13 protein-coding genes are annotated in these 12,242 nt (G+C 46.9%); 2 read left to right on the forward strand and 11 right to left on the reverse strand.

Features of this window, described 5'->3' with window-relative positions:
- The first annotated feature begins 61 nt into the window (after nucleotides 1-61).
- Nucleotides 62-1,105 carry a zinc-binding alcohol dehydrogenase family protein gene (locus tag HP398_RS20385; RefSeq protein ID WP_017246801.1) on the forward strand — a complete coding sequence of 348 codons (1,044 nt, stop codon included), beginning with the start codon at nucleotides 62-64 and terminating at the stop codon, nucleotides 1,103-1,105.
- Nucleotides 1,106-1,272: 167 nt separating this feature from the next.
- Here HP398_RS20385 and HP398_RS20390 read toward each other — a convergent pair whose 3' ends face one another.
- From HP398_RS20390 to HP398_RS20415, 6 genes are all read right to left on the reverse strand, one after another.
- A complete protein-coding gene (locus HP398_RS20390) occupies nucleotides 1,273-1,536 on the reverse strand; it encodes an imm68 putative immunity domain-containing protein (RefSeq protein ID WP_371736765.1) in 264 nt (87 codons plus the stop codon).
- Nucleotides 1,536-2,384 carry a DUF2785 domain-containing protein gene (locus HP398_RS20395; RefSeq protein WP_173623505.1) on the reverse strand — a complete coding sequence of 283 codons (849 nt, stop codon included), beginning with the start codon at nucleotides 2,382-2,384 and terminating at the stop codon, nucleotides 1,536-1,538. Before HP398_RS20395 ends, HP398_RS20390 begins: the two co-directional genes overlap by 1 nt.
- 81 nt (nucleotides 2,385-2,465) lie before the next feature.
- Nucleotides 2,466-3,386 carry a helix-turn-helix transcriptional regulator gene (locus tag HP398_RS20400; protein WP_173623506.1) on the reverse strand — a complete coding sequence of 307 codons (921 nt, stop codon included), beginning with the start codon at nucleotides 3,384-3,386 and terminating at the stop codon, nucleotides 2,466-2,468.
- 161 nt (nucleotides 3,387-3,547) lie between these two features.
- The gene (gene rlmH, locus HP398_RS20405) at nucleotides 3,548-4,027 is read right to left on the reverse strand and encodes a 23S rRNA (pseudouridine(1915)-N(3))-methyltransferase RlmH (protein ID WP_173623507.1); all 480 of its coding nucleotides are present in this window, start codon (nucleotides 4,025-4,027) and stop codon (nucleotides 3,548-3,550) included.
- A 4-nt stretch (nucleotides 4,028-4,031) separates the two neighbouring features.
- Nucleotides 4,032-4,262 (reverse strand): CxxH/CxxC protein, encoded by a 231-nt coding sequence (locus tag HP398_RS20410; protein WP_254476238.1) that lies wholly within the window; start codon nucleotides 4,260-4,262, stop codon nucleotides 4,032-4,034.
- 584 nt (nucleotides 4,263-4,846) lie between these two features.
- Complete coding sequence (locus tag HP398_RS20415; protein ID WP_017246806.1) at nucleotides 4,847-6,079, reverse strand: S1C family serine protease; 1,233 nt, start codon at nucleotides 6,077-6,079, stop codon at nucleotides 4,847-4,849.
- A gap of 281 nt (nucleotides 6,080-6,360) precedes the next feature.
- On the opposite strand from HP398_RS20415, the gene HP398_RS20420 reads away from it, so the two are divergent.
- Nucleotides 6,361-6,597: a hypothetical protein gene (locus HP398_RS20420; protein ID WP_173623508.1), complete on the forward strand. Its 237-nt coding sequence runs from the start codon at nucleotides 6,361-6,363 to the stop codon at nucleotides 6,595-6,597.
- Here HP398_RS20420 and HP398_RS20425 read toward each other — a convergent pair.
- From HP398_RS20425 to yycF, 5 genes are read right to left on the reverse strand one after another with little or no spacing between them, the layout of a single operon-like run.
- Entirely contained in the window at nucleotides 6,592-7,380 is a 789-nt protein-coding gene (locus HP398_RS20425; protein ID WP_017246808.1) for an MBL fold metallo-hydrolase, read from the reverse strand. The two genes, HP398_RS20420 and HP398_RS20425, sit on opposite strands and share 6 nt — an antisense overlap.
- 43 nt (nucleotides 7,381-7,423) lie before the next feature.
- Nucleotides 7,424-8,197 carry a two-component system regulatory protein YycI gene (locus HP398_RS20430; RefSeq protein ID WP_017246809.1) on the reverse strand — a complete coding sequence of 258 codons (774 nt, stop codon included), beginning with the start codon at nucleotides 8,195-8,197 and terminating at the stop codon, nucleotides 7,424-7,426.
- Nucleotides 8,184-9,566: a YycH family regulatory protein gene (locus HP398_RS20435; RefSeq protein WP_017246810.1), complete on the reverse strand. Its 1,383-nt coding sequence runs from the start codon at nucleotides 9,564-9,566 to the stop codon at nucleotides 8,184-8,186. The genes HP398_RS20430 and HP398_RS20435 overlap by 14 nt, the downstream gene beginning before the upstream one ends.
- Entirely contained in the window at nucleotides 9,563-11,386 is a 1,824-nt protein-coding gene (gene walK, locus HP398_RS20440; protein ID WP_173623509.1) for a cell wall metabolism sensor histidine kinase WalK, read from the reverse strand. Before walK ends, HP398_RS20435 begins: the two co-directional genes overlap by 4 nt.
- On the reverse strand, nucleotides 11,383-12,093 hold the full coding sequence (gene yycF, locus HP398_RS20445) for a response regulator YycF (RefSeq protein WP_017246812.1): 711 nt from the start codon (nucleotides 12,091-12,093) through the stop codon (nucleotides 11,383-11,385). Before yycF ends, walK begins: the two co-directional genes overlap by 4 nt.
- Nucleotides 12,094-12,242: the final 149 nt, after the last annotated feature.

Raw genomic sequence — 12,242 nt, forward strand, 5'->3', positions numbered from 1 at the left:
GTAATTGAATCGATTTACAATGCAACTGTACAACATTTCCTATTTGAGAGGATGGATACCCATGAATACTCACCAAAAGATGAAAGCTGTCGGTGCTTACCGTTACCTCCCCATATCCAATCCGGAAAGCCTTATTGATCTGCACTTGGATAAACCGGAACCTACAGGCCGTGATTTGCTTGTACGTGTAAAAGCAATCTCCGTCAACCCTGCAGATGTAGGCGTCCGCGAAGTACATAACTACGAAGCCGATTCACCGAAAATTCTTGGTTGGGATGCCGCTGGAATCGTAGAACAAGTTGGTCCTGACTGCCAATTGTTTAAACCTGGGGACAAGATCTATTATGCGGGCAGTGTGTCTCGACCAGGTAGTAACAGTGAATTTCACTTAGTTGATGAACGAATTGTGGGGAATATGCCGCGAAGTTTGGATTTCGCTGCCGCCGCCGCATTACCGCTTACCTCGATAACTGCATGGGAGGGCCTATTTGATCGTTTAGGAATTAGCGTAAATACAGATGAAAACAAAAGCATACTGATTATCGGTGCAGCTGGAGGAGTAGGATCGATTGCTATTCAACTTGCAAAATTAGCAGGGTTGACCGTCATCGGTACTGCTTCACGTCCAGAGTCAATTCAATGGGTCAACAGTCTCGGTGCAGATTTTATCATAAACCACAACGAACCTTTTCACCCTCAACTCAAGGAAGTTGGTATTGACACCGTAGATTATATCCTTTGCTTGAATGATACTGTTCAACATCTTGAAAATATGGCGGAAGTCATTGTCCCCCAAGGTAAAATTTGCTCTATCGTTCCTACAAATAAAGCTACCTGGACAGGGAGCTTGAAAATGGACTTGCTGTTTTCTAAAAGTGTAACGTTTGTATGGGAGTTCATGTTTACACGGTCCTTGTTTCATACCAATGACATGATCAAACAACACGAATTGTTGAATGAACTGGCGGACTTAATCGATGATGGAAAAATAAAAACTACGCTGACTGAACGACTAGAGCCCATCAATGCAGCAAACCTACGTTTCGCGCATGAGAAGTTGGAGTCTGGACGGACCATTGGAAAAATTGTTTTAGAAAACTTCTGATACTATGAAGGCGAAGTAGGTATGGTTGGTTCCAAAATGTGCTGATGTGAATAAACAACTCAAAGGCCCCTTGCTAATACGGGGCCTTTTTGAGTACAACGGTATGTGCTGGCGAGACAAATTCTCCCCAGACTTCTGTAAAAACTTGCCTTTAGTTGTGATACGGCTTAGCTTAACGGTGCGAGCTCATCTGCGATCATTTTTGCCTTTTCCGCAAGCTCTCTCATATCATCGGCCGGAACAAGCTCGGCTAATTCGTACGGCTGCCTATTCTCATCCAAATCATGCAAATCGACATAACCTGATTTATGAGACTCCAACACAATGGCTGAAAGATCGATTAGAGCTGAGCAGGCCATATCAAGTTCTACTCGAAACGTGCCGTTAGCATTTTTTTGCAAAAAAGCTGCTTTCGGAAAGGATGAATTCACTATCTTCCCGTCGCAAACTTGTTCAATTTCGTCTCTGCAGCAAGTATGACAGCGGCAAGAACATTTCCGCGGCTACCCTGTCCTCTTCTGAAATATAGACTACGCAGAAAATTTTTACTGTTCACACGGGCGATCATCTGAACGTAACTTCTCGGCCAGTCGACGCATTGTGTCAAACCGCTTATCCAGTCAGCGAGCTCCTGCTGTGGAAGCAGACCCTTTTCCATCATGGTATCCACGATACTGGCGATCCGTTCATCATCCTCATCGCTAAAAATTTGTTTCCCATTATGGAGCATCCCCTCAATAGCAGCAAGTACTTCAAGCTGTACCGCTGTATCGCTCTCCGGGCACTTGACCAGCTCCAGCAAAGCATCCGCACCGTGTGACGCACTATGAGCCCAGCCTCCTTCAGGCAGATAGCCGCGCAGATCCTTTTCCTCCTTATAATAGCGGAGCAGTGAATGCTTAAGATTCTGGAATTCAGCATAATCCAGAAAAGGCTTCTTGCTGTGACGCCGTACTATTAAAGCTACTGGCAGAACAGAGAACGTTCTTGTAAATACAGACTGGTCACCTTCGCTACCAATATGATAGAACAAATGATGCTCATCGGTCAGAATTGCCAGAAGAGTGCTCAATTCCGTTTCCGTAAACCGATCCTCTTCATAAATCCATTTATACAGTGTCGGATAGATCAGTTCATCCCGTAATTCCGGTTGAGGATCCCCGATAAATTGCAGCATTAGAGTTAAAAAATCCTGTGTCCGCTCACCTTCACGAAGCTGGTAATGTTCCTTCTCAATTCTTTGCAGGTCTATCATGAGTTTCATCCTTGTATTGCTCACTATCTCATCCCCTTGAATATATATGCTATTTCCGGACTACTTACACCCCTACTATAAAACAAAATGACTGACACCTATATGTCAGTCATTGTATGGTAGCAATATTGTTTTTATATATTCTTGTAATTCATTTCTCAAATAACAGGGCTCCACTATCTCGCATTCCTTACCAAAGCTTAAAATAAATTTCAGTAATCCCTCCTCATATGGAAATTGATCCACAACGATATATTGATTGTTATGTGTTTTAGTTATTTTCTCTTTTTGAAAATACTCAGTTAATTGCTCTCCCATTTTATGAGCAAACTTTAAGGTAACGGTTATGCCTCGCGTAAGATAGCTATTCTCAATTATTTCTTGGATTTCTTCATTTGGGATATCCTTTTTTTCGAAGTTCTCACCCATTTTCAAATTCTTGATCCGCACTAGCTTGAACCTTCTGTAGTCATTTCTTTCTTTGCAAAAGCCCACCAAATACCATTGACCGGCGGAAAATGTAATTTGAAACGGTTCTACTGTTCTTTCGAAATATTCCATACTTCTGTTGATATATTCGAATACCACTAGCTTATTTTTCTCAATAGCATTGTTTAAGAGAAGCAGGTATTCCTTTAATTCATTTTCCATACTGAAATGAGACAGATTAATGTCTAACTTGCCTGTATTCTTTTCTTGTTTAAGCGTATTCTCGATCTTTAAAACAATATCATGAAACGTTGTGTTTTTCCCAAATAGAAAACTTAGATTATTCATTATCGCCATGAAAGTAGAAGCTTCCTCTTTGTTTAAAAAAAGATTGTCCACATTATAGTCTTCCATAATGTAATAGCCCCCACCTTTACCACCAATGGATGCGATTGGGATACCTGCTTCACCTAACTTTTCTATATCTCTGTAAATTGTTCGTATGGACACCTCAAAATGTTCCGCAAGCTCTTTACCTGTAACCGTACCTTTTTTTGAGATAATGAGTAACATGGATAGTAATCGATCTACGCGCATTTATCTATTACGTTGATTTGCAACGTATCCTCTCTTATTCTTTTTTACAAGACCGAACGGAGTCTTCCCTGCCCCCTCCGGTCATTTTGTTCTTTTCTCAAGTAAATAGTACTTTCTTATCTGATTCAACTGTACTTCTAGCTCGATCCGCTGCTTTACCACTATTTGTGATAAGGCTCCCCCCGACTAATCCGAAACGCCCGATAAACCTGCTCCAACAGCACCAGCCGCACCAACTGATGTGGAAACGTCATCTTCGAAAACGACAGCAACGCATCCGCCCGTTTCAACACCTGATCGGACACCCCCAACGAGCCCCCAATCACGAACGCCACCTGACTGCGCCCATGCAAAGCCAGCTTGTCCATCTCCGCAGACAGCTTCTCCGATGACCACATTTGCCCATCAATCGCCAGCGCAATTACATATTGATCCTGCTTGATCTGCGCCAGGATGCGCTCGCCTTCCTTGCGCTTCACCTGCTCCATCTCCGCCGCACTCATCTCTTCCGGCGCCTTTTCATCATTGACCTCGATCACTTGCAGCTTGCAGTAAGCAGACAGACGCTTGCTGTATTCATCAATGCCCTCACGCAAATATTTCTCCTTCAGCTTCCCTACCGTGATAATCGAAATTTGCATGATCCTACATTCCCTTCTCTTTCAAAAGCGCAATCTGCCCAGGCTCTCCACATTCCCGACAACGCTTGTCTACTCCATCGCCCTCAATCGCCTGTGCCGCATACGTATCTGGCGCCGCTTCAAAATCATTTACGTAATCATCCAACTCCTGCTCCAAATGCTCCATGCAAGCAAACCGAACCGGATATTCCACCAACAGCTCAACTTCCTTGCCTTCTATTTGTAAGCTTTTCATCTTCATGTCCATATCGAATGCCTCTTTTCCGTACGAATAATGTCGCTTCCTATTCTACCCCAGAACAGCAACAAAACAAATGAATCAGGCAAAAAGGCCTCTATGAGTTTGCACACATAAGTTTCAGTATTTATAGCTTTTATTTTTAAAGCTTCGACCGACAGTTAAAAGCTGTAGAGAGAAAAAAGAAGAAAACGGCGAAAGTCTTTGGGATACCAACCGAAGCGCAATGGAAAAAAAGAAACCTGCCTTTAGCGTCCACCTCTGAGATACTCCTTAGAGGCACGACTTTGGACGCGGGTTTCTTTTTTTACATGGAGCTGGGCAGTCTAACCCCCAGCAGGTATCCCAAGAACTTGAGCGTTTTCTTCTTTTTTCTCTCTTCCACCGAAAACCCGTCTAACGAAAAAAAGAGAGCGCCGTATCAGCTCGGCGCTCTTAAGTAGGGATCTATTTAAAAATAGATAGAGGGGGGAACTTCAGATGCTGCATATATGCAAACGGGATAAAATGCATCCCGGAATTGCCCGTCAACGTTTGTTTCCTTCCCATGCCTGCCCGCAAAATGGCTTGGTCAGTACCTCTTACTGCTGTGGCGGAGCGGTCAGCTTCACTTTGGCAGTCTTCTGGATACCGTCACGATAGTACGTAACCTCCATTGTATCGCCCGGCTTTTTGCTCATCGTCAAGTACTTGCGCAGCTGAGCGCTATTGGAAATGTTCTTGTCATCTAGCTTGACGATGACATCGAATTGTCTCAAGCCTGCTTCACCCGCAGGAGAGAATTTGCCTACCTCTGTTTGCACAACGACACCAGCATTCACATTGTCAGGCAGATTCAAGGTTTCTTTCCATTCGTAGCGCGGTACATTTGCCAAGTCGAGCGGCTGCACACCGAGGTAAGAACGTGCCAGCGTACCTTTTTCCATCAGCTGGTCCACGATCACTTTGACATCATTGATCGGGAGGGCAAAACCTAATCCTTCGACACCGGCTTTGGAAATTTTCAGGGTGTTAATCCCGATGACCTGACCCTCGATGTTTACGAGAGCACCACCACTGTTACCAGGGTTGATCGCTGCGTCTGTTTGAATGACATCCAGCTCCCAGTCGTCCTGACCATCTTCGTTAAAGTCCATTGGCATGGAGCGTTCTTTGGAACTGATGATGCCTTGTGTGACGGTCCGGGAGAACTGCATACCCAGCGGATTCCCGATGGCAATGGCCGGTTCGCCCACCTGTAAGGTAGAGGAATCACCAAACTCAGCAACGTCCGTAACCTTGGCAGCGTCGATTTCCAGTACTGCCAGATCGGTGTAACCATCGGCACCGACCACTTTGGCCGATACTTTTTCACCTGTTGGCAGGGCGACCTCTAGTTTTTGCGCCTTATCGATTACGTGGTAGTTGGTAACGATGTAGGCTTTTCCGCCTTTTTTCTCAAAGATGACACCAGAGCCTTGGCCCTGCTCTACATCCATCGAGTTCTGCATCCAACTGTTTCTGCGCTGACCGATGTTGATTACACCAACGATCGCATTCTCCACTTTTTTCACCGCATCTACTGTACCAGAGCCCACACTTACAGATACTGGCTTGGCAAACGGGTTAGAAGAAGAGGCATTGCTGCTTAGCGCATTTTCTGTTCCAGGCTTAACCATATTAATATATCCGGCATTGGAGAGAGTCGGCAGCGTGAGCAGGACGACCATCCCCCCAATTACAGCGGACGTTACCGATGTCACAACCATTCGTCCAATACTAGAACCGCGTTGTTTTTTCCGCTCTACATGAGTTAAATCATCATAGAAACCCATGATTCATACTCCCCTTTCTACTTTCTACCATTACTAGCTTTACAGGTTTTTGATGCTCGTATACACAATGACATGCGCCGTAATTGGTTTGCATGATTGATTTCGTTGATGTCTGTTTCCTTTTGACACCCTTAGTATACGACCCGCTTTCGGCAAAATGGCGTGAGAATTATGGAAAGGTTGTGGAATAGAAAAAAGCTCTCGGAATATTTCTCCGAGAGCACGGATATGATAGATTAAAAGCTTTTTCCTGCCAGACCAAATAGAAAGGATTGATAGACTTGAAAGAAGTCCACCTCATCGCCAAGCTGGCTGACCTTCAGGAAGTAGACTACCACAATACGCTTGTCCTGCATGCCTTGATCGAGCTGCTAGTAGCCAAAGGACTGCTGACACATGACGAGCTGACTGCCAAAGTGAATGAGCTCGATACACAATTAACTTTCCATATCGATACGTACGCGAACCTCACAGAGCGCATCGCCAGTCGTCAAACGGGGATCAAACCGATCTTATAGCTCTTCCAGCTTGGTAGGTCGATCCGGGTACGTATCACGCAGATGCACATCGTCACCAACAGATAGCCCCCGCTCCTCCAAGATGTTTTTGACCGTCAGTCGTGCCAAATCAATCATGTTGTTTTCCTTACTCAAGTGGGCGAGGTATACACGTTCTGCCCCACCTGTTAGACAATCGAGCAAAGCATCGCCCGCCGCTTCATTGGACAAGTGCCCGACATCACTCAAGATACGTCGCTTGATGCTCCAAGGATACTGCGACATGCGCAACAGCTCAACGTCATGATTGGACTCGAACACGTACGCATCTGCTCCACGAATCGTCTCCTTGATCCGATCGCTGACATACCCCAAATCTGTCGCGACACTGAGCTTTTTCTTGCCATCATAAAAACAGAAGCCCATCGGCTCGGCAGCATCGTGCGAGATTCCGAATGACTCGATGCCCAAATCCTCCAACTCTTTCTTTTCCCCCACAGAAAAGAAGCGTCGCTGATCTTCCTTGATCGTCCCGATCTGCCCATCCAGCTCCGACCATGTCTTTTCATTGGCGTAAATCGGCAATCCATATCGCCGCGCCATGACGCCAACTCCTTTAATATGGTCGACGTGCTCGTGGGTGACGAGAATGGCGCTCAGATCGGCCGGATTGACACCAATCGTCTCCAGTGCCGCTTCTGCCTGCTTTCCTGTAATGCCTACATCGATCAATACGGAGACACGGTCTGTCGCCACATAAATGGCGTTTCCCGTACTCCCGCTTGCCAACACACTAAATCTCACCGAACATCCCTCTTCCCGTATCTTTCCCAGGCTGTCTATCTATTCAGCGCTGCGTTACCATCGGACGTTCCAGCGCTCCTGTAATCGCGTTGACAAAATGCCATTTGCCATCGTGAACCACGCGCCATACAGGCACTAGCGTCTGAATATCCGCATCGTAAGAACCGTAATAACCCAGGCTCACATTCTCAATCCGTTCCCCTGGCGAAATGATTTGCTTGTCCACCAGAGAGCGTAGTGCCGCATAACCAGAGATCACCTGTCGTTCTCCCTGCTGCTTACGAAGGTGGAAAAAGGTCTGCCTGTATCCGAGTATCGTTCCGTTGTCCAAATACATTTCCAAAGGAGCGACGAATACTGGCATTTTATCATAGACCTGCCAATACAAGAGCCGCGCTTGATTCGATTGATATGGATCGGCTACGTACTGATCGGAATAAATCAGCCTCGGTCCAATTTGACGCAAGAGCTCCTGCGGATTCAGTTGACCACGAATCTGAATCGGTGGTTCCAGCTTGGCAGCCAGCGCCATCTTTTCTACCGTCGCCTCAAGTCCTGATATCTCATGCAAGGAAATCGGATTAATTCCGATATACTCCGCATCCAAATTGGACATTTCCGGTGTATCCTGCGGTACTTCTGTATCCAATGTGATATTTTGCTGATTCAAGTACAGCTCTGTATTCCATTTCTCGCTCTGCGCGACTTCCTTGTCATTCCACAGGCTAATGCGCGTCACATACACCTGATACAGGAGAAACAAATCGAGGAGAAGAAAGGCCCAGATCAGAATCGTCTTGGTCCTACTCCAATCCATGCGCCTTCCCTCCTCCCTTATTGGTGTGCGCAGAAATATACAGGTTCGCCTGATTCGTCAATTCCACAACCCAGATTGGCATCAGGTCTACGTATCCTTCGCCTACTTTGGTCTGATAAGCCAAATAAGCGTTCGTGATTTTTTCTGTGTCCGCCAGCTTTTTGTCGCGGATATATTGATACAGCTCCGGACCAGACATAACCGTCCACTCTTTGTTATCGATATACTTGTCCAAATCCAGTAGCGATCGGCTCATCGTCACAACCTGGCCTGCCTCTGAAGTGATTTGGATGGTATCGATCTGCTTGGCCTCCCCTTCGCTGATCAAGGGATACGCCCCCAAGTACTGGCGGAACGTGATCAAGTCCTTTTCATTGTAGCTCTTCTTGATTCGTTCAAAATGATAGTCATCAAGCCAGCCCAGGTGCTTATTCATGAAGGTAACGGCACTCTGCACTTTTTCTTCATCAGACAGCTCCTGATCCCGCTGTTGGTATGCCGGATCAGTAAACGTGAACGCCTGCTGCTCCGATCTCAATTGAATCGATCTGCTGCCATCTGTAAAAATAACCGTTTTGTCCCGCTCCATAATCTGTCTGACGAGCGACTGATCGATAAAGTAGGACTCGATCAATCTATCATTCGTAACAGGTACGTAGCTATAGCGGAATTGCTGCATGCGCATCTGATTCTTGGGCAAATAATAGGTGCTCCACATCAGCGCAGGTCCTTCCAAATCTACGAAGCTTCGCTCTGGTTTGACGATTTTCATGATTTGCTCAGGCATTAAATCACCAGAAGCCAAATACGATTCTCGCAAATCCTTAGGGCTGATTGATGTTCGAGAACGCATCATTCGACCTTCCTCAGTCGACAAAAATAACGCGTAGACGACATCCTCGTCCTTCTCGTAGTACAACCACAATCGGTCAATCCCTTTCATTCGGTTGTCAAACTCATCCCGAAAGGTTACCAGCCGACCTACAATTGACAAGGGAACCGTGCTCCGAAAGCGCACTTCCAAACCCATCTTTTCCCGGGCAATATCTTCCCATTTCTCATTGGAGATGGTGAGCGGAGAAAAATCGAGGAAGATCCATTTCGACATTTCTCGCACGATCAAACTATAAGGAGCATCGGTCGCGGATGCTTTTGTGTGGCGATCTTCCCCATAGTGAAAAACAACGGATTCCGGCGTAACGAGCTGTTCGAGTTGTTTTTCCTGAACTGGCTTTGACTGCGTGTACTCTGCCGGTTCAATAAATTGAAGGTTAGGTTGATTCGACCACAACATCGCTGTCAAAACAAAGCTGGCTAGCACTAGCAGATTGAGTAAGACGGTCTTGGCAGGCTCTAGCATCCGCTTCATCCCGTTTTTCCTCCTTGGGCAAGTGGCACCCAGAACGTGACTGTCGTTCCTACGTTCCATTCACTCGTAATCTCGATATCTGCACCGTGTGCCTGTACTAATTCACGGGCAATCGCCAACCCCAGGCCTGTTCCACCCTGACCGCGCGAACGCGCCTTGTCTACGCGGTAGAAGCGCTCAAAGATTCGCTTCAAATCGCGACTGGGAATACCGATTCCTGTGTCGGTGATGGAGATTTGGACCCGCTTTTGCTTGTGGTTCTCTTTTGCCATGAGAACCACAGTGCCTCCTTGAGGCGTATACTTGATCGCATTGGACAAAAGATTATCCAATACTTGATTGATCGCATCCAAATCAATATAAACCAGCGGAAGCTTGCTCGGCATATCCAAGCTGAGCTGAACCTCCTGTTGCTCACTGAACATGGAAAAACGATCGGCAGCATAGCGAAGCAATCGATTGATGTCCGCTTCCTTACAATGCAGACGAACCCCCTGCGAATCAAAACGCGATAGCTGCAACAAATCGTTTACCAAGCGAATCATGCGCTCTGTCTCTGACGAAGTAACCTTCAAGAACCGTTGGGACAACTCTGGATCTTCCACTGCACCATCCAGCAGCGCTTCCACATAGCTTTTAATGGTCGTCAGTGGTGTCCGCAGCTCATGCGACACATTCGCCACGAATTCGCGGCGCTGCTGCTCCAGTCGTTGCTGCTCCGTCACATCAGCTACGACAGCGATGATCCCACCCATTTTTTTGCTATCGTGCTGCAAGGGCGTAAACGTCACACGCAGGATCACTTCTTCCTTATTCGGCAGTGTCATCTCAATGAAAAGTGGTTCTTCCTGCGCATAGAGCGACATCTCATCCTCTGGCGGCAGACCCAGCAGATCGTACAAGGTGCGTCTCTTGAGAAGGACATCAGCCATTGTCACCTGCAACATATCTTCTGCAGCACGATTAAACAGGATGATTTGTCCATTCCGATTAGCGGCAATGACACCGTCCGTCATGTTGCTCAAAATTCCCGCGAGCTTCTCACGCTCTTCTTCTTGCTGCAAAATCGCTTCCTGCAAACGCAAAGTCATATGATTAAAGGCCATACCGAGTTGGCCAATTTCATCATCGCTATAGACACGTACACTACTGTTAAAATCCCCGTCTGCCACCAATCGTGCCTGACGGGTCATCTCCTTCACTGGCTTGGTGATGGTGCGGGCCAACACGACCCCGAGCACCGCAGTAATGACCATTGCGATCATCGTACCTGTCCCCAAGATCCCATTCATTTTACCAATCGTCGCATAAGTGCCTTCCATCGAAGCGATCATGTATACCGCGCCGTATACGATCTGATCGCCCTTAACAGGTAGTGCCAATACTTTCACCCGCGCCCCCGTCTTCGGATCGATCCGCATCGATTCACTGCGCGTCCCGAGCAAGGCAACCGTCACTTCAGGCTGCGAGGTCCGCTGTCCTATTGTACTTTTGTCCTCTGTCGTCGCAACCACCGTTCTTGTCTGATCGATGACCTGCACATTCGCTCCATTGATTTTTACCAGGTTGTTGATCAGGTTGTCGATGTATTGACGGTTTTGTTCGGTGTTGGATTCCTTCCCGTCATGCGGGCGCAAATCGCTTTCCAGCAAACTCGCTAACAAACTAGCTTGTCCATTCAATGCCTCGGAAAAGTTGTTGATGTAGTAGCTCTCGACTTCCCGGGCAAAATAGGCGCTAATAAATTGCATCGCAAGCAAAATCAACAGCATGTAAATGATGACCATTTTCCACTGAACGGTTTTGAACAGCCGCCTCATCCAGGCTGGCCTCCCATGCCGGGATTGCGTAATGTATAGCCCAAACCACGCCGCGTGATAATGTACTTCGGCTGGCTCGGATCATCCTCGATTTTTTCCCGTAAACGACGGATGGTCACATCTACTGTCCGTACATCGCCAAAATAGTCAAATCCCCAGACCGACTGCAGGAGATGCTCTCGCGTCAATACTTGTCCCTGATGGCGAACAAGGTATACCAGCAGCTCAAACTCACGGTGCGTCAGCTCTAATGCTTCTCCCACCTTTTCGACGGTATATGAGTTCAAATCGATTTCCAGCTCATGCACGCGCAGTACATGCTGGCTATCCTTTTCCTCCACTTTCGAGCGGTTACGTCGCAAATGGGCCTTTACACGGGCTACCAGCTCACGCGTACTAAATGGCTTCGTCACGTAATCGTCCGCGCCCAATTCCAGCCCGAGTACTTTATCCAGTTCAGAGTCTTTGGCAGTCAGCATGATGATCGGAACATCATACGTTTGACGAACGGTTCGGCATACGTCCATTCCGTCTCTGCCAGGAAGCATAACATCTAGTAAAATCAGATCTGGTCGCTCATCCTTGACCACGACAAGTGCCTCATCACCATCGTAGGCGCATACGACCTGATATCCTTCTTTTTCAAACGTGAATTTCAAAATATCTGCAATCGGTTTTTCATCGTCAACTACGAGGAGTTTTGCCATCCTGCGCCCTCCTTTTTCTGTAAGTACGTGTTCCAACAGTCACCTGTTTCCTCTCAAACTGCCTCTTCAAGGATTCCACTTCGACCCTCACTATTCCTCTACAATACACCATGTACGCAATGTAAAGAAGGGCTTGGCATTCAATCCCT

It is taken from the genome of Brevibacillus sp. HB1.4B (assembly GCF_013284285.1).
In the GTDB taxonomy this organism is placed as follows: domain Bacteria; phylum Bacillota; class Bacilli; order Brevibacillales; family Brevibacillaceae; genus Brevibacillus; species Brevibacillus porteri.

Excerpts from the sequence above, each read along its gene's own strand:
- HP398_RS20430 (WP_017246809.1), bottom strand. The coding sequence starts at position 8,197 with ATGGATTGGAGTAGGACCAAGACGATTCTGATCTGGGCCTTTCTTCTC.
- HP398_RS20400 (WP_173623506.1), bottom strand. The coding sequence starts at position 3,386 with ATGCGCGTAGATCGATTACTATCCATGTTACTCATTATCTCAAAAAAA.
- HP398_RS20415 (WP_017246806.1), bottom strand. The coding sequence starts at position 6,079 with ATGGGTTTCTATGATGATTTAACTCATGTAGAGCGGAAAAAACAACGC.
- rlmH (WP_173623507.1), bottom strand. The coding sequence starts at position 4,027 with ATGCAAATTTCGATTATCACGGTAGGGAAGCTGAAGGAGAAATATTTG.
- yycF (WP_017246812.1), bottom strand. The coding sequence starts at position 12,093 with ATGGCAAAACTCCTCGTAGTTGACGATGAAAAACCGATTGCAGATATT.
- HP398_RS20385 (WP_017246801.1), top strand. The coding sequence starts at position 62 with ATGAATACTCACCAAAAGATGAAAGCTGTCGGTGCTTACCGTTACCTC.
- HP398_RS20410 (WP_254476238.1), bottom strand. The coding sequence starts at position 4,262 with ATGAAAAGCTTACAAATAGAAGGCAAGGAAGTTGAGCTGTTGGTGGAA.
- walK (WP_173623509.1), bottom strand. The coding sequence starts at position 11,386 with ATGAGGCGGCTGTTCAAAACCGTTCAGTGGAAAATGGTCATCATTTAC.
- HP398_RS20435 (WP_017246810.1), bottom strand. The coding sequence starts at position 9,566 with ATGAAGCGGATGCTAGAGCCTGCCAAGACCGTCTTACTCAATCTGCTA.